The sequence below is a fragment of the Belnapia arida genome (assembly GCF_016773205.1).
GTDB classification, from domain to species: Bacteria; Pseudomonadota; Alphaproteobacteria; order Acetobacterales; family Acetobacteraceae; genus Belnapia; species Belnapia arida.
The window spans coordinates 1-21851 of the sequence record NZ_JAETWB010000041.1 but is presented as its reverse complement, the minus strand read 5'-3'; the positions used below and the strand labels follow the sequence as shown (position 1 = coordinate 21851).

Below are 21851 nucleotides of genomic sequence, written 5' to 3'. Positions count from 1 at the left end.
ATGAGGAGTCACACCCAAATATAACCTTAGATTGGAACATCATTCAATGCATGCCTCCGTCGTTGGTGGCGACGTGGGAACTGAGCGCACGGCGCCTCCCAAGCACACTAGCCCAGTGTCGCGTAGGCGTGATTTTATCCCTTAGCAGGACACGGTGTCGGGCCACATCGGGGTGCCATTACTAGCAATTAACGCGTGTTCGCAGGCGACGTGGTGCAATCAACCCCACATCCGCTCGAGTCCCAATCTTTCCCGCTCTTTATGAGTTAAGATGTGGATCACGGTGTTGCCTCCGTCCACAAGAATCCAATCGCCGTCTTGGATGACCATTTCTTTTTCGTTTGGGGTACCTACAGCACCGAGTACCTCTACTGCTATCTCGGTCAAAATGCGCAGATGCGCTTCGTCTTGGCCTGTAGCGAAAACCATAACGTCAGTGAAAGATGCCGTTTCAGAAACATCAATGGCGAGAACCGCGCGGGCGCCGCCTCTTTCCAACGCACGACGCATGCTCGCTGCCAAAATCGGACTGTCTTCACTGGCTTCTGGGGACATTACATCGAGCGAGAAACCTTCGGTGGGGCTGGCGTCTTGTTCCGCCGCTCGCTGCGCCTGGCTCAGAGCAGACCTTTCGGTCCAAGTCTCCGTGGCAATTAAATTTGTCTGAGCTTCGCCCAGCACCTGCGTCAGCCAGTCAGCAATCCTGCTTGCCTTCGATATGGCTGCCTCCCCGGCGATGTGGCAGAGATGCCAAGTTTCGATCAGCCACGCCGATGCCCACTCTGAATGACCCGCCGGGTCTCCGCCATCCGTCATAGCAGACGGAATGGCATCCTGCCGCCACTTCTCGGCGCGCTCCGCTCCCAAGCGATGCATCTGCAAAACTTCAGTCGGAGATGCGTGCTTGGTCGCAAGCGCGAACGCTGCCACCAGCTCGAGAACGTGGCGAGCGACACTCGCTTCGGCCGTAGTCCCACGCGCGGCCAGCGCCTGGAACACCTGGCCGAGGTCGTCGAGCCGTGGCGGATGGAAGGTTTTTCTGGTCCAGCCAAACATGCGGCATCCAATTAAAGCAAGGCATATATAACTACATATGGAATGAAATTCATACCGTTTACTGCTCCGCTGCACTAGGTGGCGTCAGCGTCTGCGGAGGCTAACCGCTTCGACGACACACCCATTGCCAGTGTCGTGCCCAGCCTGCTTGAGTTTGGGGGCCGCGCCGCTCTCGGAAGTCGGCCCTGAACAACTCCTAATCCACTGATCTGCTTGCAGGCTTCGGCGGTTTGAACGCTGTAGAATTGCAAGGTTTGATTGGAATGGACGGCAAAGCCTGCGAATCTGGCGGGCATGAAGCATCGCCCGCGCCCGCCGGAACAAGCCGACCTTCTACGGCCGCGCCTCGTCGACATCATCGATGGGCGGCATGAGCTGGTTCGGCTGGCGGCGCTGATCGACTGGGGCTGGTTCGAGCGGGAATGGGCCGGCTTCTTTCCTGCTCAGGAGGGACGGCCTGCTACCAATCCGCGGCTGGTGGCTGGGTGGTTCTCCCGCACTTCCCGTGCTGCCGTTGCTGGATCATGCGGCGTGCAGGACGCGTGCGCGGAGGAGCTCGAAGCCTGCACGGCCGTACATGGTGCGCTTGATCATCTTGATGCGGCAGATCTGGCCCTCGGCCGGGCTGGTCGTCCAGGGCAGGCGGAGCGCGGCTTCAACGGCAGTGATGTCTTTTCGCAGCTCTGTGACGAAGGCGGAGAGGTGCGTCCGTCCCGCGGCGGCGAGGACGTCTGGCAAGGTCTCGTCGCTCCTCTTCCGCAGCACGCCTTCAAGCCGCTTCGCTGCGGCGACGGTTACTGCCAGTGCGGGCACGTCTTCCAGTAGACGCGCGGTGAAGGCGCGGTCAGGCCGCGACAGGGTCCGGTGCTCGGCCATCAGCAGCCGCGCCACGCGCCGGCCCGAGGGCGACTGCCATGGTTTGCCGCCAACGGTCCGGGTCGCCCGGGTTTCATTTGGCTCCGTCCTGCGACGCTCCGTTGCCCAGCTGCGGACGATGGCGCCATGACCCGAGAAGCCCAGCGCCGCCAGCTCCCGCCACAGCCGGGCGGCGTTGTGGCACTCTCGGCCCAGCGGTGCTCCAGATGGTCGCGGTATGGATCGAGCACGCTGCCGCGCCGAGGCTGCTGCCAGGACGGCACGGTGCCGGCGCGGAGCCACCGCCGCAGTGTCTTGCGGTCGGCGCCGAGCTGGCGGGAGATCGCGGTTAACGAGGTTCCTGCCGCGTGCAGGCGCGCTGCCTCGTCGAACCGGCTCTGCCGCCGCTCGAGTGCCGGGACGATCTGGCGCCGTGCAGCGCCTGGACAGGCGCTGTCAGCCGGGGCTGAGGTGCTGGGCACTCCAGGCTGTCGCATCACCTGCCGGGCGACCCGGCGCGCCGCCGCATGGTGGCGCTCGGCTGCGGCATGGACGGCGTCGCCGAGATTGCGCAACAGGTGCCAGCGGTCGGTGACCTCGACAGCATCGGGTGCACCCTGCCGGACCCCATCGGCGTAGACGCCGGCCCGGTCGCGGGCGACCACCGCGACGCCAGGATTGGCTTTCAACCACGCCGCCAGGCTCTCGGCGCTGCGTTTAGGCACCAGGTCGACAACCCGGTTGCGCTCGAGGTCAACCAGCACCGTCCCATAGCGGTGACCACGGCGCCAAGCCCAGTCATCGACCGCCAGCACCCGCACCGGCGGTCTTGCCTGCGGCACAGCGCCTGTACGGCGCGCCAACCGCAGCAGGGTATCGGCGCTGACCGGTATGGCCAGGCGCGCCGCCAGCCGCGAGCCGACCTCGCCGCCAGCGGCAAGGCCCAAATGTCGCTGGAGGTCGTCCAGCCGCCCCGTCCGCCGCGCGGCTGGCAGCGCAGTGTCGGTCAGCCGCTCGGCGAAGGTCAGGCGCGGGCACGCCGGTTCCAGGCACCGGAAGCGCCGGGCTTGAACGCGCAGCTGGACTGGCCGCCCCTGCCAGGGCAGATCGTTGAGGATACGGTCGTACCGACTATGAACCCGCCAGGACGGCTTGCCGCAGGCCGGGCAGACTGCTCAGGGCTCACACGGTGCGACGACGATGGTGAGGAGTTCGTGGGAGGGCAGGATCTGCTGAACCAGCAGCCCTGCTGGGATAAGTGGAAGAAGACGCTTCGACAACAATCACACTTCAAAGGAGAGGAACGTACCCTTTCTATGTGCTCACCCCGCCCCAGAACGACGACCCGCAGCATGGAAAGTGCGGGAGAGCCAGCATCATCCAGCCGCTACACCGTGTTAACACGCAGACAACGTATGAGCATGGGGTCACGGATCTTCGGTCAAGCCATAATAGACGGGGGTAATTCGTGGATTAATGTCATTAGGTTGCAAGGGATAAACCCAGCAATCGGGACCTGCGGGCAAGAGGCGATCGCGCTCCATCCGAAACTCAATGAAGGCTTCCGTCCACGGGATTTTTCTGGTGTCCCGCCATAACCGCTTCGCTATTTGTGCTCTGGTAAGAGTACCGGGCATGATGCTGGTGAAGTAATAGCCGGAGCCATGATGGGCATCTTTGCCGCGTACTAAAGAAGGCATCATAGCCCCATCAAAGGCATCCCCAGCCATGCTTCGTATTTGCGTCCACGACATGCCCGGGTGCGCCTCTTTGAGGGCGGCAAACATGCAGGCCACGTTGTGCATAGTTGAGTAGTGGTAAAGGTTCATCGCTTGGATCCTTACTTGGACATGGAGCAATGAATTCCATTATTGCAGACACCAGCGAGCGGGTGTGTAACGTCGATAATTTCGTGAATAGATATCAGGTACGTTCACCGCGGCGGGCCCAAGCGTCCCGCGTCATGAGGCGCTTGCGCCAGCGCTCCATCATCCCAGTTCGTCCGCGTTCATGTGCCTGTATTGTCTCCCACGTTGTCACTGGATGTGCGGCCTGAACGTCGAGAGTTGAAAAGCCTGCGTTGTAGGTCTTGATGGCCCCTTCGGGAAGCGCGTGGGGGCCGAGCAGGTCGTAGAGCGCGCGGACCCCCGAAACGCTAACCGAAGCAACGTGCTGGAGGGTGAAGGCCTCCTTCGCGTACGCCTCGACATCCGCTTGCCATTCCTCGACTGCTTCGCCGCGCGTCATGGCAACTGCGACGAGTGGCTGAATACGATTCTCGTCCGTTGCAGCCCGCACAAAGGCCTCTGCCTCGCCGGCGGTGCTTACCGTTATCGGACGAGGCAACATGCGGATAGTTCCGTCGTAAAGGCCACACATAGCGGAGAGAAGCTTTAGTCCTTTCGGAACACCAGCGACGTAGCCCCGGTTGCCGACTTGGCCTACTTTTTGTCGAAGACGGGGATGTGGTCCAGCAATGATCTCGAGGTCAGCGATGTAGACGTTGCCGTTAACCGGCACTGTCTTTCGTACGGTCAAGCGGTCGCAGCCGAGAGTCCAAGCAGCAGTGCCTTCCTTCACAGGCGTTGGCGGTACCGACCGCGGCAGCGAGTCCAGCGAGAACGCCTCGTTCGGGGGCGGCCAGCGGCCCTCGCCAAGAAGGTAAATTTCCTCGTCAGAAAGTGGCAGACCCCGTCGCAGGCGCTCGGCTAAGCGGCGGGGCGGGTGGGTGGTCGCGGTGATTGGGCCATTCGAGAGGTCCTGCGCAGCATAGAGGGCGAGGTGCACCGCCTTCCGAAAGGTAAGGTCCGGGTCCTGACCAAGGCCGAGATTAGCGGGGATGTCGAGCCATAGCCGGGCGAGCGGCATGTCGAACATATTCTGTCTCCAACAAGCGCCCCAGGCGGGGGCGGTCGCAATCCCAGGAAGGGATGCAAAAATTATGGTAGCAGTACCCACGAGGTATTTCAAGGAACAGCGAACCGCCAACCTGGTATGGATTCCGGAGTGTTGATGCCTTCTACTGACCATGAGGATGCCCTATGGCGGCAGGTCCTCATGGCTCTGTGGCATGCCATCGTCCCGCTTGAGAGCAATGCGCTGGCCTTGTTGCTCAGCGCCTTGCGGCCGAGCCTGGACTTGGGGGTTGGGCTGGCGGCACCACGTGAGCCAGAGCTGCAAGGAGACTTCCTGATTCCTGTCTGAGGCATAGCGGAAGTTGCGGCAGCGGCCGAGCGAGGAGTTGCGGCACAGGCGGCGGAGGATGCGGTCAAAAGCGTCTCCGGCGCCGCGGCAAAGAGCGGCAGGGTCTGCGGCTCACTGACCACGCCACGGGCGTCCTAGGCCACGCCGCGGCGGTTGGCCCCGGTGCTGGCGAAGTGAGGTGACACGGCGAAAGTGGTCCGGCTCTGGTGTTAGTGTTTCGGCGGATTTCCTCATGACGGATGTGGAGATTGGCCATGAAGCGGCGGTTCTCGGTGGAGCAGATCGTGGCGGTGCTGAAGCAGGCCGAGTTGGGCCTGCCGGTGGCGGAGTTGACCCGCAAGCTCGGTATCTCGGAGCAAACCTTCTACCGCTGGAAGAAGCAGTATGCCGGGCTGGAGACGGACCAGGTCCGGGAGTTCAAGCAGCTGACCGAGGAGAATGCCCGGCTGAAGCGGCTGGTGGCCGAGCTCAGCCTCGACAAGGCCGTGCTGCAGGATGTCCTGTCAAAAAAGTTCCCCGGCCAGCGCTCATGAAGGAGGTTGTGGCCTATGTGGCGCGAAGCCACGGCTACAGCGAGCGCCGGGCCTGTTCTCTGACGCGCCAGCACCGATCGACGCAGCGCAAGCTGAGTACCAGGGACCCACGCCTCGAGATCCGGCAGCGCATGCATGAGATCGCGCAGACGCGGATCCGCTATGGCTACCGGCGGGTCCACATCATGCTCAGGCGTGACGGCTGGACGGTGGGGCGCAACCTGGTTTGGCGGCTGTACCGCGAAGAAGGTCTTGTCCTGCGCAGCAAACGGCCAAGGCGGCGCAAGATGGTGGTGCACCGCGAGGCGCGCTACGTGCCCAAGCATCCCAACGAGGCGTGGAGCCTCGACTTCGTGCACGACGAGCTTAGACAGGGCACGAAGTTTCGCGCCCTGACCGTGGTCGACATCTGGAGCCGGGAGGGCCTGGCGATCGAGGTTGGCCAGCGGCTCAAGGGCGAGCAGGTGGTCGAGGTGCTGAACCGCCTCGTCCAGCAGCGGGGGGCGCCGAAGTACCTGTTTGCCGACAACGGCAGCGAGTTCACCGGCCAGCTGGTGGACCTTTGGGCCTACCACCACGGGGTGCAGATCGACCTGTCGCGGCCCGGCAAGCCGACCGACAACGCCCACATCGAGACCTTCAACGGCTCGCTGCGGGACGAGTGCCTGAACCTGCACTGGTTCGAGACGCTGGCCGAGGCCCGTGCCATCGTCGAGGCCTGGCGCCGGGATTACAATGAGAGCCGGCCTCACATGGCTCTCGGGCAGAAAACACCGCAGGAATACCTATTGCAAAGAGGCCCTTGCGGGTCGACGAATGGGTCGACGGCCGGCGAAGGCTAACGCTGAAACTGGACCACCAAACCCAAGCGCCTCACATGGGCCAAGTCTCTCATAGCTCGTGGATCCCCGATCAGGGGCAGGTCAGCACTTCCTCCTCACTTTAGCCATCCGCGTCGAGGCAATGGCAACGGTGCTTGGTCCAAGGTAGCTTTCAGCATGTCGAACCTCGTACTCCTTGCCACCTTCTGGGCAGCTTTTTTCCTCGCTCTCATCAGTCCAGGCCCGAGCTTCGCCCTCGTCGCCGGCACAGCCCTGCGTGAAGGTCGCCGCCGCGCCCTTCGCACGGCGATAGGGCTCGCCGCTGGCGAAGCAGCCTGGGCCTGCGTGGCAGTCTTTGGCGTTTCGGCGCTTGCCGCCCAACATCCCTTCCTTGCCACTGCCTTGAAAATCGGCGGTGGAGCTTTCCTCTTCTTCCTCGGCGTCTCCGCTCTTTGTACTGCTCTCCGCAACCCTACCCGCGCCGAAGTGGCTCAGGCCACTTCCACAAACGGTACCAGCTTCTGGCGAGGTTTCGGTCTGATGCTACTCAATCCCAAAGCTGGCGTGTTCTGGGTATCCCTCTCAAGTCTGTTTCTCGGTCCTGATATCACGGCCGGTCTGGCGGCCGCAGCGGTGGCGGGCGCTGTCTTGCTTTCCATGCTTTGGCATTGCGCACTCGCCTGGGTGCTCTCAACTGGTTACGTCGCGCGTCTCTTCCGCCGGCTTCGCCGAGGCATCGACGCCGTATTCGGAGTGGTCATGGCCGCCCTAGGCGTGCGGCTAATCTTCTCAAATTAAAGCAGAAGCCAAACATTCGCGCTCGTAGCCTGCGTGCCGCCTCAGGGCGTCGCGGCATCGGCGAGCGAACGGTTAAGCACCTCGACCATTTGGGCGGCGAGCTGATGATCCGAGCTCGGGTTCTGACCGGTGATCAGCTCGCGATCGACCACCACAGAAGGCGCGAAGTCGACCGGGTTGGTGGTCACTCTGCCTCCCGCCGCCTCCAGCGCCTTGGGCATGTCGAAGTACAGCTTTCCGTGCAAAAGCGCGCCCTCTGCGATCCTCTCCTCGCTGGCCGAGAAGACGGTCATCCGACAGTCCGCATAGACCCAACCCTGGGCATACTTGGCCGCCCTGGCCTTGTCCCCGGCGATCAGCGCCGCACGGAACTCGGGGGCATGCGGCATCGCCGCGGCGACGGCGACCGGGCCATGGCAGAGCAGCGCCGTCGGTTTCCTGGTCTCGTGGAAGTGGCGTAGGATCGTGCCTAGCGCGGCGTCCTGCATGAGATCGACTACCGGCGCGTGGCCGCCGGGCACGAACAGGCCCGCATGGCCGCTCAACTTTACGCCCATGCCACCCATTGGAGTCCGGGCATCGCCCCCGAAATCAAACGGTGGGGCCCCGCCTCCCAAGTCGTTGCAGTCGGGCAGGAGGCGATACGTCCCGCTACTCCAGCTGAATATCGAGTTCTCTCACGACTGCTCCCCAAACCTGTCTCTCGCTGCGCTCGAAGGCCGCCAGCTGTTCCGGGCTGCCCGGCTCCGGCCGGCCTCCCTGGGCCCGGATCATCTCCACGAAGCCAGGTGCCTGCATTGCCTGCCGGAGCGCGACGTTGAGTTGTGCAATGACCGGCGCCGGGGCGCGGGCGGGCGCGTAGACCGCCTGCCACAGGCTGAGCGACAGCGGTAGGCCCAACTCCGCCAGTGTCGGCGCGTCGGGTAGCTGGGGCAGGCGCTCGGGCGAGGCGACGGCTAGAACGTGGGTGTTGCCATTCCGCGTCATGGCGGCGGCCGCGCCCGCCGGCAACACCATCACGTCCACCTGGGAGGACAGGACCGCCTGTATAGCCGGCGCGGCGCCGGTGAAAGGCACGTGCAGGAAGCTGGCGCCTGTGGGGCGCGCTATCCGCTCGAAGGAGAGTTGGGACGTGCTGCCCACGCCCCAGCTCGCATAAGAGAGCCCGCCCGGTGATCGCTTGGCGATGGCGACGAGATCCGAGAAGCTCCGGATGTCGGGCCGGGAAGGGCCGACGAAGAGTGCGGTGGGGACGTGAGTGACGAAGCTGACCGGCGCAAAATCGCGCTCCGGATCGTAGGCCAGGCTGCGGTAGGTGAAGGGGTTGACGGCCATTACGTCCACCATGCCCAGGAGCAGGGTGTAGCCATCGGCGGGAGCACGGGCGGCAGCAGCAGCCCCGACCCCGCCACCGGCCCCGAACCGGTTCTCCACCACGACCGTCTGGCCCATGATGCCGGACAGCGGCTGGGCTAGGCCGCGCGCCATGATGTCGCTCAGGCTTACGGGGTTGAAGGGCGAGATGATGCGCAGCGTGCGTTCCGGAAAGGCGAGGGCGGGGTGCGCGAGCACTGCCACGCCCAGCCCGGGCAGCAGGCGGCGGCGGATCGTCATGCGCAAGGCCATGCACACCTCCTACGGGATGGATGCAGCCATGTCCTAGATTCCTCATTAGGTAGGCTGGGGCGACGCAGAGGCGGCAGCAATGACGCTTTCCCCACCGATTCTGCCATGACCGTGGTGGCAGGATCGGTGGGGAGAATGGCATTGCTGCCGCGGCGGGCCCCCATCAGCATGGCCCGCATGGAGAAAGCCGACCTCGTCCCTCGCCGTGTCGTCATCCTCGGCGCCGCCCCGGTGCAGTTGCTGGACCTGGCTGGCCCTGCCGAAGTGCTGGCGCAAGCCAGCCGGCTGCATGCGACGGACCACCGCCAGCATGGGCCCGGGCTGCTCTACGACGTCGCCTGCCACGTGGTGGCCGGGTCAGGCCTCGCGCAGACCTCGGCCGGGCTCGCCCTCTCCCCAATGGCGAGCGAAGCCTCGCTGCTCGGCCTGGAGGCACTCGACACGCTGATCGTGATCGGCGGCGAAGGTGCGCGGGAGCGCGCCGGGGAGCGGCGGCTGCAAAGGCTGGTGCAGTACCTCGCACCGAAGGCGGAGCGCCTCGTCGGCGTCTGCACGGGCACCTTCATCCTCGCCGCCGCCGGCCTGCTCGAAGGGCGGCGCGTGACCACCCACTGGCGCTACTGCGCGGAGCTGTCGCGGCGCTATCCCGGCCTGGAGGTGGACCCGGAGCCGATCTTCATCCGCGATGGCCATCTCTGGACCTCGGCTGGGGTGACGGCGGGCATGGACCTCGTGCTGGCGCTTGTCGAGGAGGATCACGGCCATGCGCTGGCGCTGGCCGTCGCGCGGGAGCTGGTGCTCTTCCTCCGCCGCCCCGGCGACCAGAAGCAGTTCAGCAGCGTGCTGACGGCGCAGAGCCAGGGTGGGCCGCGGTTCAGCGCACTGATCGCCTGGTTTGCCGAAAACCTGCACCATCCCCTCTCGGTGGAGGCGATGGCCGGGCGCGCTTGCCTCAGCCCGCGGCAATTCGCCCGCGTCTTCCGTGAGGAGACCGGCCTCACGCCGGCTCGCTTCCTGGAGCGTATGCGCGTCGAGGCGGCCAGGCAGCGGCTGGAGGCCGGGCGCGGCACGCTGGCCGCCGTCGTCGAGAGCTGCGGCTTTGGCACGGAAGAGACGATGCGCCGCGCCTTCATTCGTCAGCTCGGCACTTCGCCGGGCGATTACCGCGACCGTTTCCGCAGCAACGCCGTTCGCGGCATAACCCCAGCCCTGGACCTCGACGCATGATCGACCCCGACCGCCACCTGAATATCGGCTCACTGGTCTTCGATGGCATCGACCAGATCGACCTGACCGGGCCGTTCGAAGTGCTGGCCCGCATCCCAAACTCCACCTACCGGCTCTACGGCAAGACCGGCGGGATGATCCGTGACCTGAAGGGGCTGCGCATCAGCCCCGACGGGGCGATTGCCGATGCGCCGCAGCTCGACGTGCTCCACATCCCCGGCGGCTTCGGGCAAGAGGCACTGATGGAGGACGAGGAGGTGCTGGGTTGGGTCCGCCGCCAGGCGGAGGGCGCGCGCAGCATCTTCTCGGTCTGCACGGGCGCGCTGGTTTGCGGCGCGGCGGGACTGTTGAAGGGGCGGCGGGCGACGACCCACTGGGCTTCCTTCCACCTGCTCCCCTATTTTGGCGCTATCCCGGTGGATGAGCGGGTGGTGGTGGACGGCAACTGGGTATTCGCCGCGGGTGTGACCGCCGGCATCGACGGCGCGCTGCGGCTGGTGGCGGAGCTGCGCGGAGATGCGGCGGCCCAGGCCATTCAGCTTTACATGGTCTATGCGCCGGAGCCGCCGTTCAATGCAGGCACGCCGGACAGCGCACCGCCTGAAATCGTCGCCGCGATGCGGGAGAGCGTGAAAGCAATCACCGCACAGCGCGAGGCTACGGCGCGGCGAGTTGCGGAGCGGTTTGGCATCAGCGTATCCGGTAGCCCGTAGCTGTCCTGCGTCATCCCGCACGTGCGCGCAATCCGCCCTCGATCAACGACGCGAAGACGCCAGCAGCTTCGGCCTCGCCGAAGTTGCCGCGCACCAGCGCGGCCGAAAGTGCCTCGCCCGCGCCGACTAAGCCGATGCAGCGGCGCTCCAGCTCGGCAACTGGCAGCGTGCTGTGAGGCTGGAGCACCGATACGAACATCCGGACGGAGTTGTCGAGTAGCTCTTGGAAGACCTTTGCTTTCTCCTCGCTGCCCGCCAACGCGGCGCCCACTGCGTGAAACTCGTCGGTCTTGTCGGCTGCACAGTGGATATAGGCGGCCGCCAGGACCGAGACGCACTCCTTAAGGCTCCGCTTACCCGTGATCATCGCATCCCTAAACGCATTTACCCGCTCGACGTCGATCCATTTGTAGAGATCGATCAGCAAGCCCGACCGGGTGCCAAAATGGTCGTAGGCCACTGGCTTGGAGATACCGGCACGCGCGGCCAAGTGCCCCAGCGTCAGCCGATCCGCACCCTCCTCCCGAACGATCAGAAGCGCGGTATCGAGTAGCTGATGCCGCCGCTGATCCTTCGAAAGCCTGCGCGGCGTCCTGTGCCCATCCTCCTTTTGCTGATCCCTTCTCACTCCACCAGCCGCCTTGCGGAACCTACCAATGGTAGCCAAGTTAGCTTTCCTACTAAAGGTAGGTTAGTGGCCCGAAACAAGGAGGCTCGCAATGTCATCAGCTCCCATCCTGCTCATGGGCGGCTCCGGCGCCATCGGTCGCTGGACCACTCAGTTCCTGCGCGACGCGCATCCCGACCTGCCGCTGCTAATCGGCGGCCGCGACCTCACCAGGGCGAGGGAAACCGCGGCCCGGCTCGGCAATGCGGACGGTACGAGGCTTGACTTGGCCGATGCCGACCTTGGCCTCCGAGCCCACCCGGTCAGTGCCGTCGCCGTTCTCTTTCCCGATGATCAGGTCGCTGGGCTCGATTTCGCGCAGGCGCGCGGAGTCCCGCACCTCAGCATCTCGTCCGGCATCTACGAGATCGCTCCCGAAGTTGCGGCCTTCATGCACAAGCCTGACGCCGCACCGGTCGTCCTTGGCTACGAATGGCTTGTGGGCGCCACGACGATCCCGACGCTTGAGTTCGCCAAGGCGTTCGGCCGGGTCCGCGACATCACCATTGGTGCTCTGGTCGACGAGCAAGATACTGGCGGTCCGGCGGTTGCCGAAGACTTCGAGCGCCTGAACAGCACCTTGCCCGCCGCGCTCACGCGCCGCGACAGCCATTACATATGGCGGGCCGGCGAGGATACGAAGGCCGCGTTCCGCGCCGTGGACGGCACCTTGATGGAGGCCTCCGGCTTCTCGTCGATCGATGTCGTCGGACTGGCGACGGCGACCGGCGCGCCGAGCGTTCAGTTCAACATCGCGAACGGAGTCAGTTCCACTCGCCGCCGCGGCCAGCCAATGTCGACCGAAATCATTATCGAACTCGCTGGAGAAGATCATGCGGGCCGGGCACTCCGAACCCGTCACGCGGTCGTCCATCGCAAGGGATCGGCGCCACTGACCGGGCTCGGGGTCGTCATGCTCCTCGAACGGCTTCTCGGGCTCGACGGCAACCCGCCCACACCAGCCGGGCTCTACTTTCCCTACCAACTGCTCGATCCTGCTGCTTACTTCGCCCGCCTCAAACAGATCAATGGCGAGGTTCTGACCCTGGAGGCACTGTGATGCGCAAGGACATGCTTCCGTCCGGTGGTATCGCGGATGGCGTCCGATCGTCTGCGCCCGATGCCGATGGCACGAGAGGCGCAACCGGCCCCTCCCGCAGGGCGCTGTTCGTCGGTTCCGTCGCAGCTGCCGTGGCCTCCGTTCTGCCCGCCGCCGCGCAACAGGCGGTCATGCCCGGCATGCGCATGGTCAGGACCAACGGCATCGATCTGGCAGTCTACGAGGCGGGTTCCGGCCCACCCATTGTTCTTCTGCACGGCTTTCCGGGGCTGGCGTTCACATGGCGTCACCAGATCCCGGCTCTCGCCACCGCGGGCTACCGCGTCATCGCCCCCGATCTGCGCGGCTATGGACGGAGCGACACGCCGAAGGCGGTCGAGGATTACGACATCACTCACCTGACGAAGGACCTCGTCGGGCTGCTCGACGCGCTCGGCATCGAGAAAGCGGTCTTCATGGGACATGACTGGGGAGGACTACTCGCCTGGCAGATGGCCCTCCTCCATGGGGGACGCGTCGCCGGAGTGATCGGCGTCAACACGCCGCACATTCCGCACTGGATGCTGTGGTTGCATCCTGACGTCGTCAAGGCTGCACAGCCCAGCGGCCTGACCTTCGTCGCCGATCCGATGGTCGATCCAGTCTCACAGATGCGGCGAGTCTACAGCCCCGACATGTACGTCCTGATGTTTCAGGACGGCAGGATGGCCGACGAGGCAATGGACCGGAATCCACGCGGTGCGCTGCGAAACGCCTTCCGCAAGAATCTCATGACATCCGTTGAATGGGATAGGCTGCCCTCGGCAGTCGCACACATGGAGTATTACGGACGGCCCCTTCCGGAAAGCTTCCCGGGCAAGGATGTGTTAAGCGCACAAGAGTTGGACTTCTATGCCAGCCACTTCGAGCGCACTGGCTTCACTCCAGCCATTAACTGGTACCGCAACCTGTCGAGGAACTGGAGGGCGGGGCTTGGTGTCGACCAGACCGTACGCGTGCCGTCTATGATGGTGTCGGCTACCCATGACGTGGTCCTTCGGCCGAGCATGGCGAACGGCATGGATGTTCACGTGCCAGACCTCGAGAAGCACACTGTTGCCGACTGTTGGCACTGGACGCCGGAAGAAAAGCCGGAAGAGCTGAATCGGTTGGCCATTTCCTGGCTCTCGAGACGCTTCCCATCAAGGTAGCCTTGCCAAATTCTTATCGAATGCCGTGTGGTGCAATCTGCGCGCCACCGTCGGCCGCTTCGGGACCGAGCACGGCACGCGACTAGTCCGCGCTCCACTCGCACTCTATTCCTCACGCCCGACGGCGAGCGCTTCTTCGCCGAGGTCCGTAGCCCGGCCCTCGCCCTCGTCGCGGCGGCCAACCGTCTCGGCGCGCCACTTAGGGGCGCGGGCACCGTGCACCGATCCCCACGAAAACGGTGCCATTCTCCGTGACGGTCCGTCCTCCCTGCGTGCCGGGTGAGCCCATTCACGCAGCCCACCCTTGGGTTCACCGGGCCTAGTCCAGAGCAAGCCATCCGGGCTCAGCGGCGGACATACGGCCTTACCAACAAACTTGCCCAAAAAAGCTCACAATCAGTGGGCCAGTTTCCCGGTCTAGGGTCAGCGCAGGGCGTCGTCTCGCAGCCAGCCAGGGCTGCGGCATTCAGCGCGTTACTAACCCGCGACCGCAAGAAGTGGGCGCGCGTCGTGCGCAAGGCCGGAATCACGCTGGGCTAAAGCGTCACCCCGGCGCTTCTGCTGCATCACGAGATGAGGCATCTCTCGAGCGGACAGGGCCGCGCGCGAAAGGATCCGTCTAGTCGCCTAGGTTGTGTGAACGGACGACAATAACCGAGGCGCGCCTCAATCGAAGCCTTTTGCCTTCAGCACGGTCTGGGCAGCAGGTGAAGAAAGTAACCTGATCAGCGCCCTGCCGGCCTCGGCCTGACTGCTGCCGGCGACAATGCCGGGGGTGAACTGGGTGTAGTTTTGAATGTCCGCCGGCAAAGGGCCGGCGAGCTCGATGGATGGTTGAGCCAGTATTTCGCTAATCTGGTTGAAGCCGAGGTCAACCTCGCCGCTAGCGACACCTGCGAACAACGCTTCCGCGGACGCAGCCAGCTTGGTTCTGGGCGCTATTTCTGCGGCGATGCCCAATCGTGCGATCAGGCTGGCCATGTAGATACCACTCGCGCCTCCGCCGGCCGGATCGGGATAGGCGATAGATCTCGCCGCCAGTACCGAGCGTTTGAAGGCTTCGGCCGAACTGAGGTCGGGCTTCGAGGCGCCTCGGCGCACAAAGACCCCGACACCGACCCGCGCGATAACGACAAGAGCGCCAGCCATGACTTTGCCCTGCGCTTGAAGTCGGTCCACCAGTGACACGGTGCTGATCACGACATCGGCGGCCTCGCCCCTTTGCACCCGGTCGGCGACAGGGCCCGCATTGGCGTAGTCAATGGTAACTTTGTGCCCGGACGACCTTTCAAACTCTGGGATCAGATCGTCCATTGCCGACTGCAAGGCTATGGAGCAGAGAACTTTGATCCTGGCCTTGTTCCCTTCGTCCCGCGCGTTCGCGTCCCGCGCGCCGGGTGCGACGAGCATGGGCAGGACTGCCGCTGCCATAACGGCGGGGATAGCTCGCCTGTGGGTTTCCATGGTCCGTCCCTTTGCGAGGCCCGGGGTGCGGAGGCCACGATGCTCTCGCGGACCCACTCCGCGCCGAGCGCCCGGTGATGTCAAAGAAAAAGCGTTTCGCCGCCGTGGAGGCCGCGGCCGGCGGCAGGTCTGCCTCGGCGTCGGGAACGCGGCTATGGGCACGCCAGTGGGCGAGCTGCGCCGCCAGGCTGAGCCTGCCGAGCGCTGGTAGGCCCACAATCAGCCCCATGTCAGCCAAGCCGAGGATCCAGGCCTCGCTGAGATCCCCAAGAGGCTACGGGGATAATTCGCCGACCGTCATGCCACATGGCCACTTTGTGAAGTTTCGTGGTTACTGGGCCAAAATGCGGCCTCACATGCGATAACCTCCCCTACTGCAAGTGATGCAGAGCTTGCCGCTATCCGCGGTCGTGCCGTTATCGGGGAGCACGAGTGGACGCGGTAAGGCACGACGGCTCACGTTCCGCACGCTTGGCCGCCCGCTGCGTTGTCGTTATGACTTCCCTTCCTACCGCCTTGAGGGAGCCGTGCGACCCCTTTTCGAAACGCCGCTCACCGCGACCGCTGCGCTCGTCCTCTTGGCGGCGCTCTCGGCCTGCGCTTCGGGGCAGCCTAGCTACTGCTCGCCCCAGCCCGACCGTTTCGACAGCAATAGAGGCTTTACGCGCGAAAACTACGCAAAGGTGCATCCCCTCACGGTTGTGGCGGCGGTGGTCTCCGCCACTGCCAGCACGCTCGCGGGCGACCGCTGCTATTAATGCTGCCGACCCGGCCTGTCAGATGGAGGCAGCGTGGTGATGCCGGGGTCCGCTTACCGGCAAGTGAGCTGGCGCTGCCACAATCAGGCTGCGGGCAAGGAAAAGGCCGCCTAACGGGAATGAGGCGGCCTTAGGTTGGGGACAAGAGATTAGCCTGCCAACGCCTTTCCAGCCGGGCGGGTTTGTGAGCGTTCCGCACGAGCAGCGGCGCTGCCCAAGTCGGCTTTGCGCGAGTGTGGCGGGAGGGGGCCATCCAGCCCCGGCAGACAACAGGCAGCCCCACCGCGTGGCCTACCCCTTACGGCTCCGGTAACAAGATTAGCTGGCCGCCTGCGGCTATTCCTGCCACCAAGCCGCGAGGCGCCCCTTCTTGAGCGGCCTGTCGGCGCCGGTCGAGCTGCCTTGGCTCGCGGCGAAATGCCCAAAGGGCCGCCCAGAAGATCCAGGCGGCATTGGTGGGGTTAGCAGTATCGGCGCGGAGTTTTTGGGCGGGGGAGGCAGACGGTGGGGACCAGCTGCCGCTAGGGATGGCTCCTAGCCCGCCCCGCGAAATGATCATGCTTGGCTCGCATCAATCGAAAATAGCAACGGGTGCGCGAGCAGCCATCACAGGAGACGGCGCTCTATTGGTCCGACCCACAAACCCCCAGCCGCGCCGCTGCGGCCTCAAGCAGCGCCACATTGCCCTCCTGCCAGTGGTGCCGGGTCAGCAGCTTGTTTGCCTCGGCCGCTGGCATCCCCAGCGCGGCGCCGATCTCGGCGGGTATGGTGATGCCAGACCCATCCAGCTTCTGACCGATCGTCATCCGCGGCGGGAGCCGCTCGCCAAGCTTCCCCGGCGAGCGGCTCTGCCCTGGACGTTCGGCCCGGCGCCCGACCGAGCGAGGGATACGCCCTCGCCACGCGGACAGGATCCACTCCTGCGGTGCCGTAAGAATGCGCCTTACGAGGCACCACATTGAGCAGTGACAGCGATGGCGCGACCAGTCGCGAATGCGGAAAGAATTAGCCTTTCGTTTTATGTGCGCAGAGATGGCCAGCACCAGCGTCATCCTCGACGATGGTGTGGAGAGAGGAGGCCACCCGCCCCCGGCAGACTGGATGCTACGCTGTTATCTCGGTCAGCAGCCGCGGCCTGGCTCTGGCATCTGCACCCCCAGCCGATCCGCCGCTGCTTCAAGCTGCTCGACGTCGCCCTCGCGCCATTGGTGCCGGGTCAGCAGCTTGGTCGCCTCCGCCGGCGGCAGCCCCAGCGCGGCGCCGATCTCGGCGGGCTTGGTGAGGCCCCGTTCATCCAACTCACGGCCGATCGCCATCTTCAACCGGATCATGGTCAGCCGGTCGGCGGTTCGGCGCCGGCGCTCCTCGGGCGAGATCTTCGGCTTTGCGGACGCCATCTGGTCGGGGGGCTGGCTCATGCCGTGAATGTCGGTCGCCGCAGCAGCTGGTGCTAGCCCACTACCAGCAATGCAGCACGACGCTGATTAGAGCACACCAACTCCAAACCAATAACATCCCGCAATCACAGCCACCCAGACCGGAACTGGAAATACCGCTATGATTGCAAGCTTCCCCCAAGACATCTGCGTGTCCTCGCCGTCGTGATCTGTACCAAATTCGTACAGCATCGTTCCAACTTGGGTGAAGCGGCTGAGTTCGTCGCGATTGAAGCGCAATGTTGCGATTGGCCGCTGTCGGGCTGGCTGCTTAGAGCGCCATTTCGGCGGATCCAGGAGGAGGGAGAGCATGGTGGAGTTCTGCGCGGTCTTGATCTCTCTGGCTCTTGTCAGCGTCGGCCTTTGGCTCGGTTGGCTTGCCAATCAGTCTAAGCGCCCTCGCAGTCACCCAATGAGGAGCGTCCTTCTTCGGGCGCGCGTCACTCGTCACGCGCCCCATGCCTCACACAGGCATGCGCCCCGATAACGTGGAGGGACAGGCTTATGCTGCCCCCCGACTGCTTCCAGCGCCAGCCGCGCTACCGTTGAGCCCGTCTAAATGCATGCCGGCTCCGGCCCCGCACCTCCAACCGGGCCGCTACTGCCTCGAGCAGCGCCACCTCACCCTCTTTCTATAGGTCCCGGTTCATTAGGATGGATGCTTCGTCGGGCAGCATCCCAAGGGCGTTGCCAATTCAGGCCCTGGTGCTGATGCTAGGCACAGGCACGCTCAGTTCAGCCGCTACAACCGTGGTCAAAGGTGTGGCAGGTAGCAGCATGCCTCTCGTCATCCGGCGGCTTTCGGCCGCCATCTTCGTCCTGCTTGCGCTTCTGTCCTGCTCTCCCGCTCGGGCTGCCGAACTGCTCGGACGGGTAGTCGGCTTGGCAGACGGGGACACCCTGACCCTGCTCACTGCCGAGCGCCGCCAAGTCCGGGTCCGATTAAGCGAGATCGACACTCCTGAGAGCCGGCAGCCCTACGGCACACGTGCGCAGCACATCCTCTCGGGATTGGTCTTCGGCAAAGATGTGCGGGTCGTGGTGCAAGACACGGACCGGTACGGGCGGACTGTTGGGCGGGTCTACGCTGGCCCGCTGGATGTGAATGCCGAGATGGTCCGGCAGGGTGCCGCTTGGGTCTATCGTCAATATAGTCGGGATCCCGAACTGCTGCGGATCGAGACTGAAGCCAAGGCAGGTCGCCGCGGCCTTTGGTCGCTCCCCGAGGCCGAGCGCACGCCCCCTTGGGAATGGCGTGCAGCAAAGCGTGGAGGCAGACCCGACCACATCGCCGAGGCGCCGGCAGCGCCCACGCGTTCCGCACCAGCGGCGAGTAGCGGCTTCACCTGCGGCGGCAAGCAGTATTGTCGAGAGATGACCAGCTGCGCCGAGGCTCGCTTCTATCTGCAGCAGTGTGGGCTCACGCGGCTCGATGGGGATCGGGACGGGGTGCCTTGCGAAACTCTCTGCCGGTGAGCTTTGCGAGCAGCGGCGGCACGGCGGCTGCTCGAGGCCGCCGGCGGCGCAGGAGATCAATCTGCCGCCGGCCCAGCCAAGCAGGAGGCTAGGGCAGACAAAATAGCCAAACGTCTCTACAAAGTCCGGAAATGTGTGCTCTGGTTGGCTTACTACGCCAGGATCAAGGGGCCAAGCAGCGCCATGCCAGACCAGAAACCGTCACAGCCTGTCCAAGAGGTGTTTCTGGCACAGCTGGTCCGGACCAGAGCGCCGGTAACGGTCTTCCTGACCAATGGGGTCAAGCTGCAGGGTAAAGTGGCCAACTTCGACCGTGTTTGCCTAGTGCTGACCCGCGCTGGCCATGCGCAGCTCATCTTCAAGAAAGCGGTCAGCACGGTTATGCCAAGCGGCGAAACCGTGCAGCAGGACGCCCTTGCGCGCTCGGACGTGTCCGCACGCCTGTCGCTGGCACGCCGCCGGGAATGAGCAGCATCGGTTCATCGCTGAAAACGGCGGCGGCGTTGGGGTGCGGCTGCGGAAGCCAAGCGCCGAGCCCTGAGCGGCGCAGAGGATCAAGCTGCCGCCGGCTCAGCCAGTCAGAAAGCCGGCCGGCGAAGTAGCAGATCACTTCCTTCACGCTTCGTTCGCTTTCGAAACTCTGCAGCGCAAGCGATGCTCGCGGGCGCAAAGCCGGGGGAATGGCTATTGACCATCGTCGAGCTGGCCTACGTCGGCCTAGCTGTCATCGTTGCGATAATGCTTGGCATGCGGCCGCTAGTGGCTCGGGTGACGCGCTGGATGCGGATCCGCCGTCTCCACAATCGATTTGCAGGCGCACCTCTCCGTCGGGTGTCGGCTCTCAGAAGGGAACCGCATGCGGGTGGAGAAGGTCCTGGTCAATGAGCGATGACCCCGATCATCTGCTACAGGTCCTGCGTGAGGCGTGCCTGTCTGAGGTCCGGTCCGACCACCCAAATCTGACGCTCCGCCAACTCGCGGTGCTGCTGGTAGTCTACCAGACCAACGAGTTGCAAACGGTCCGGGGATTGGCAAAGCATCTCAACATCAGCAAGCCCGTCATCACCCGTGCGCTTGACCGGCTGGAAGAGCTCGACTTGGCGCACCGGGAGATTGATCCGAAGGACCGTCGCAGTGTGCTCGTGCAGCGGACGCCCAATGGGACTGCGATGGTGGAGCGGTTGAGAGCGACGATGGCAGCAGCGACCACCGAGGCGGCGTAGCAGGCGGCCAAGCAGCCGTGACGCGGCATGAAGCCACCGCTCTGGGTCTGGCCGTCCTGTTGATTGGCGGCGTGATGCTCTTCGAGACAGCTAGCACTACCTGGGCAGTCTGCAATCAGGGGGTGGCATGAGCTTGCGTCGGCAGTGTGGACATCGGATCGGGGTGACGAGGTCGGCGAACAGCCGCGTCATGATGGCGCGGCGCACGGCCGGCAGGCTCGGCGATAGTGGCGGTCCCGGAACCTGACCCGGCATTTTCCCCCGGCCCCGCCGAGCGATGCCCGGCGAGGCAGAGGTGCTGCAGCCAGGCACCGTGTTGCAGCGGTCGACGGTACGGGCGCAATGAGCCCAACCCGTGTTTCGGGTTATGGGATGCGAACGTAGTTCGGGCGTCCGAGGTCAAGCATTCGGTTCAGCACGCCGGCCGCGATGGCCACCTCAGTGGCCTGACGCCCGTCCGTTTGCGAACGTAAGCCATCGCCGATGACGCGCTTCCCTCGCGAGATGTCAGCTTCGACAAGGGCGCGATCGTTGTAAACCGATGCCTGCTGCCATCCCATGCGGCCGCGCTCGGTAATTGACCGCAGGTGTGCATCGCGCTGCGTCGGTGTGGTCTCAGCTGCGTCGCTTGGCACCGCACTCGCGCGTGGCGGCACGATGACAGCCGCAGCGGGATGGCGCGCTGCGACTTCGGCGTAAACGTCGTCCCGGTCGTACGCGCCATCGCCGGTGAAGGACACCACCGGCCCATCCGCCTGGTTGAGCAGCGGGCCTACCTGGGAGCCGTCGTCGGCATCCTTGTCGGTCACCGCCGAGGCGACGATCCGCCCGGTGTCGGCGTCAGTGGCGAGGTGCAGCACCCGCCAGGCCCGGCGCCGCCTGCTGCCGTGCTTCTCCTCCAGCCACTCGCCCGGGCCACAGAGCTTCAGCCCCGTACTGTCCACCAGCAGGTGCACGGGCGCACGCCCCGCCTCGGCCGCGGCACCACCAGCGTCTCGGCCCGACGGCTCAAGGTGCTATGGTCCGGCACCGGCAGGTCGAGGCCGAGCAACTGCAAGATGGAGGCGATCAGCCGGTCAGTCTGGCGCAGCGCCAGGCGGAACACCGACCGCAGCGTCAGGGCTGTAGCGATCGCTAAGGCTGAATACGAGGGCTGCCCGCCCCGGCCAATGCGCGGCTCGGCCTTCCAGGCCTCAACCGCCTCCGGCGTGAACCACACGGTGAGACTGCCGCGGGCGCGAAGGCCGGTGTCGTACTCGGCCCAGTTAGTCACCTGGTGCCGCTGCTTCGGGATGTGATGGCGCCGAGCGGCATTCAGTTTGAACGGCATGAGGGCTGGCCCGGCATGGTGAAGGGGACTCGCCCCAGCCTCACCCTACCCAGAGCCACCCAGGCCGGCGACCGGTGCAGCAAGGCCGTGTTCAGGCAATCCAGAGATTACCCTGGTGCAGCTCCGGCGGAGCGGCATTCCGCCGCTCTGCCTGGCCTGTGGTTCAACCGATCCAGTCGTAGACTTTGACGTAGTCCACGGCGATATCGACATGTTTGACGCCGGTGCCGTTGGGTGAGCCGCCATACCAGGTCTCGCCTGCGGCACCGACATGGCCCTGCAGTCCAACCGTCATCTTCTGGCTCGGGATGTTGCCGGTGAAGGTACCCATCACCTCGCCGTCGACCGTCATGGTGATCCGGTCCGGAGTCCACTCCAGGCCATAGACATGCCACTGGTCGAAATCGAGGTCGA

20 protein-coding genes and 4 pseudogenes are annotated in these 21851 nt (G+C 64.7%); 10 read left to right on the top strand and 14 right to left on the bottom strand.

What is annotated here, in order from left to right:
- Positions 1–219: 219 nt before the first annotated feature.
- Complete coding sequence (locus tag JMJ56_RS28585) at positions 220–1056, bottom strand: RsfS/YbeB/iojap family protein (RefSeq protein WP_202835155.1); 837 nt, start codon at positions 1054–1056, stop codon at positions 220–222.
- A gap of 294 nt (positions 1057–1350) precedes the next feature.
- Here JMJ56_RS28585 and JMJ56_RS28580 point away from each other — a divergent pair.
- Positions 1351–1542 (top strand): annotated as a pseudogene (locus JMJ56_RS28580) (IS5/IS1182 family transposase); the annotation flags it as partial.
- Positions 1543–1578: 36 nt separating this feature from the next.
- Here the strand turns inward: JMJ56_RS28580 and JMJ56_RS35710 are convergent.
- From JMJ56_RS35710 to JMJ56_RS28560, 4 genes and pseudogenes are all read right to left on the bottom strand, one after another.
- The gene (locus JMJ56_RS35710) at positions 1579–1947 is read right to left on the bottom strand and encodes a transposase (protein WP_202835159.1); all 369 of its coding nucleotides are present in this window, start codon (positions 1945–1947) and stop codon (positions 1579–1581) included.
- Positions 1932–3074 (bottom strand): annotated as a pseudogene (locus tag JMJ56_RS28570) (ISL3 family transposase); the annotation flags it as partial. The gene JMJ56_RS35710 and the pseudogene JMJ56_RS28570, both read right to left, overlap by 16 nt.
- Positions 3075–3338: 264 nt before the next feature.
- The gene (locus tag JMJ56_RS28565; protein WP_202835154.1) at positions 3339–3740 is read right to left on the bottom strand and encodes a hypothetical protein; all 402 of its coding nucleotides are present in this window, start codon (positions 3738–3740) and stop codon (positions 3339–3341) included.
- A gap of 94 nt (positions 3741–3834) precedes the next feature.
- The gene (locus tag JMJ56_RS28560) at positions 3835–4788 is read right to left on the bottom strand and encodes a hypothetical protein (protein ID WP_202835153.1); all 954 of its coding nucleotides are present in this window, start codon (positions 4786–4788) and stop codon (positions 3835–3837) included.
- Between the two features lie 581 nt (positions 4789–5369).
- On the opposite strand from JMJ56_RS28560, the gene JMJ56_RS28555 reads away from it, so the two are divergent.
- Positions 5370–6490 (top strand): IS3 family transposase gene (locus JMJ56_RS28555; protein WP_202835152.1). Its coding sequence is split into 2 segments (ribosomal slippage): positions 5370–5619 and positions 5619–6490, totalling 1122 coding nucleotides; the frame shifts between segments, so codons are not numbered across the junction.
- Between the two features lie 156 nt (positions 6491–6646).
- Complete coding sequence (locus tag JMJ56_RS28550) at positions 6647–7267, top strand: LysE family translocator (RefSeq protein WP_202835151.1); 621 nt, start codon at positions 6647–6649, stop codon at positions 7265–7267.
- 41 nt (positions 7268–7308) lie between these two features.
- Here the strand turns inward: JMJ56_RS28550 and JMJ56_RS28545 are convergent, their stop codons facing one another.
- Together JMJ56_RS28545 and JMJ56_RS28540 are read right to left on the bottom strand one after the other, a co-directional pair.
- On the bottom strand, positions 7309–7812 hold the full coding sequence (locus JMJ56_RS28545) for a DJ-1/PfpI family protein (RefSeq protein WP_202835150.1): 504 nt from the start codon (positions 7810–7812) through the stop codon (positions 7309–7311).
- Between the two features lie 106 nt (positions 7813–7918).
- Entirely contained in the window at positions 7919–8893 is a 975-nt protein-coding gene (locus JMJ56_RS28540; protein ID WP_202835149.1) for a Bug family tripartite tricarboxylate transporter substrate binding protein, read from the bottom strand.
- 177 nt (positions 8894–9070) lie between these two features.
- On the opposite strand from JMJ56_RS28540, the gene JMJ56_RS28535 reads away from it, so the two are divergent.
- Complete coding sequence (locus tag JMJ56_RS28535) at positions 9071–10120, top strand: GlxA family transcriptional regulator (RefSeq protein ID WP_202835148.1); 1050 nt, start codon at positions 9071–9073, stop codon at positions 10118–10120.
- Positions 10117–10833, top strand: coding sequence for a DJ-1/PfpI family protein (locus JMJ56_RS28530; RefSeq protein WP_202835147.1), 717 nt, complete (start codon positions 10117–10119; stop codon positions 10831–10833). The genes JMJ56_RS28535 and JMJ56_RS28530 overlap by 4 nt, the downstream gene beginning before the upstream one ends.
- 10 nt (positions 10834–10843) lie before the next feature.
- Here the strand turns inward: JMJ56_RS28530 and JMJ56_RS28525 are convergent, their stop codons facing one another.
- The gene (locus JMJ56_RS28525) at positions 10844–11500 is read right to left on the bottom strand and encodes a TetR/AcrR family transcriptional regulator (RefSeq protein ID WP_202835146.1); all 657 of its coding nucleotides are present in this window, start codon (positions 11498–11500) and stop codon (positions 10844–10846) included.
- Positions 11501–11552: 52 nt separating this feature from the next.
- Between JMJ56_RS28525 and JMJ56_RS28520 the strand changes: the two genes are divergently transcribed.
- Together JMJ56_RS28520 and JMJ56_RS28515 are read left to right on the top strand one after the other, a co-directional pair.
- A complete protein-coding gene (locus JMJ56_RS28520) occupies positions 11553–12560 on the top strand; it encodes a hypothetical protein (RefSeq protein ID WP_202835145.1) in 1008 nt (335 codons plus the stop codon).
- A complete protein-coding gene (locus JMJ56_RS28515) occupies positions 12560–13750 on the top strand; it encodes an alpha/beta fold hydrolase (RefSeq protein ID WP_202835144.1) in 1191 nt (396 codons plus the stop codon). Before JMJ56_RS28520 ends, JMJ56_RS28515 begins: the two co-directional genes overlap by 1 nt.
- A 666-nt stretch (positions 13751–14416) precedes the next feature.
- Here JMJ56_RS28515 and JMJ56_RS28510 read toward each other — a convergent pair.
- The 3 genes from JMJ56_RS28510 to JMJ56_RS28500 all read right to left on the bottom strand — a co-directional run bounded on the left by JMJ56_RS28510 (position 14417) and on the right by JMJ56_RS28500 (position 17390).
- A complete protein-coding gene (locus JMJ56_RS28510; protein WP_202835143.1) occupies positions 14417–15160 on the bottom strand; it encodes a molybdate ABC transporter substrate-binding protein in 744 nt (247 codons plus the stop codon).
- 1435 nt (positions 15161–16595) lie between these two features.
- A complete protein-coding gene (locus JMJ56_RS28505) occupies positions 16596–16778 on the bottom strand; it encodes a hypothetical protein (RefSeq protein ID WP_202835142.1) in 183 nt (60 codons plus the stop codon).
- Positions 16779–17093: 315 nt separating this feature from the next.
- A complete protein-coding gene (locus JMJ56_RS28500; RefSeq protein ID WP_202835141.1) occupies positions 17094–17390 on the bottom strand; it encodes a hypothetical protein in 297 nt (98 codons plus the stop codon).
- A gap of 795 nt (positions 17391–18185) precedes the next feature.
- Between JMJ56_RS28500 and JMJ56_RS28495 the strand changes: the two genes are divergently transcribed.
- The 3 genes from JMJ56_RS28495 to JMJ56_RS28485 all read left to right on the top strand — a co-directional run bounded on the left by JMJ56_RS28495 (position 18186) and on the right by JMJ56_RS28485 (position 20107).
- A complete protein-coding gene (locus JMJ56_RS28495) occupies positions 18186–18884 on the top strand; it encodes a thermonuclease family protein (protein ID WP_202835140.1) in 699 nt (232 codons plus the stop codon).
- A 144-nt stretch (positions 18885–19028) separates the two neighbouring features.
- Positions 19029–19352 (top strand): RNA chaperone Hfq, encoded by a 324-nt coding sequence (gene hfq / locus JMJ56_RS28490; protein WP_236038753.1) that lies wholly within the window; start codon positions 19029–19031, stop codon positions 19350–19352.
- Between the two features lie 413 nt (positions 19353–19765).
- Complete coding sequence (locus tag JMJ56_RS28485; protein ID WP_202835139.1) at positions 19766–20107, top strand: MarR family transcriptional regulator; 342 nt, start codon at positions 19766–19768, stop codon at positions 20105–20107.
- A gap of 115 nt (positions 20108–20222) precedes the next feature.
- Here JMJ56_RS28485 and JMJ56_RS36270 read toward each other — a convergent pair.
- The 3 genes and pseudogenes from JMJ56_RS36270 to JMJ56_RS28475 all read right to left on the bottom strand — a co-directional run.
- Positions 20223–20417, bottom strand: a pseudogene (locus JMJ56_RS36270) (IS701 family transposase); the annotation flags it as partial.
- Between the two features lie 55 nt (positions 20418–20472).
- Positions 20473–21437 (bottom strand): annotated as a pseudogene (locus JMJ56_RS28480) (IS5 family transposase).
- 163 nt (positions 21438–21600) lie between these two features.
- Positions 21601–21851: family 16 glycosylhydrolase (locus JMJ56_RS28475; protein WP_202835138.1), on the bottom strand; the 251-nt coding region annotated here is incomplete at its 5' end.

What these genes read in the sequence shown, in the direction of transcription:
- JMJ56_RS28530 (WP_202835147.1), top strand. Translation starts at nt 10,117, where the DNA reads ATGATCGACCCCGACCGCCACCTGAATATCGGCTCACTGGTCTTCGAT.
- JMJ56_RS28565 (WP_202835154.1), bottom strand. Translation starts at nt 3,740, where the DNA reads ATGAACCTTTACCACTACTCAACTATGCACAACGTGGCCTGCATGTTT.
- JMJ56_RS28540 (WP_202835149.1), bottom strand. Translation starts at nt 8,893, where the DNA reads ATGGCCTTGCGCATGACGATCCGCCGCCGCCTGCTGCCCGGGCTGGGC.
- JMJ56_RS28520 (WP_202835145.1), top strand. Translation starts at nt 11,553, where the DNA reads ATGTCATCAGCTCCCATCCTGCTCATGGGCGGCTCCGGCGCCATCGGT.
- JMJ56_RS28495 (WP_202835140.1), top strand. Translation starts at nt 18,186, where the DNA reads ATGCCTCTCGTCATCCGGCGGCTTTCGGCCGCCATCTTCGTCCTGCTT.
- JMJ56_RS28505 (WP_202835142.1), bottom strand. Translation starts at nt 16,778, where the DNA reads ATGACGATCGGTCAGAAGCTGGATGGGTCTGGCATCACCATACCCGCC.
- JMJ56_RS28550 (WP_202835151.1), top strand. Translation starts at nt 6,647, where the DNA reads ATGTCGAACCTCGTACTCCTTGCCACCTTCTGGGCAGCTTTTTTCCTC.
- JMJ56_RS28535 (WP_202835148.1), top strand. Translation starts at nt 9,071, where the DNA reads ATGGAGAAAGCCGACCTCGTCCCTCGCCGTGTCGTCATCCTCGGCGCC.
- JMJ56_RS28585 (WP_202835155.1), bottom strand. Translation starts at nt 1,056, where the DNA reads ATGTTTGGCTGGACCAGAAAAACCTTCCATCCGCCACGGCTCGACGAC.
- JMJ56_RS28515 (WP_202835144.1), top strand. Translation starts at nt 12,560, where the DNA reads ATGCGCAAGGACATGCTTCCGTCCGGTGGTATCGCGGATGGCGTCCGA.
- JMJ56_RS28560 (WP_202835153.1), bottom strand. Translation starts at nt 4,788, where the DNA reads ATGTTCGACATGCCGCTCGCCCGGCTATGGCTCGACATCCCCGCTAAT.
- JMJ56_RS28485 (WP_202835139.1), top strand. Translation starts at nt 19,766, where the DNA reads ATGAGCGATGACCCCGATCATCTGCTACAGGTCCTGCGTGAGGCGTGC.
- JMJ56_RS28510 (WP_202835143.1), bottom strand. Translation starts at nt 15,160, where the DNA reads ATGCTCGTCGCACCCGGCGCGCGGGACGCGAACGCGCGGGACGAAGGG.
- JMJ56_RS28500 (WP_202835141.1), bottom strand. Translation starts at nt 17,390, where the DNA reads ATGAGCCAGCCCCCCGACCAGATGGCGTCCGCAAAGCCGAAGATCTCG.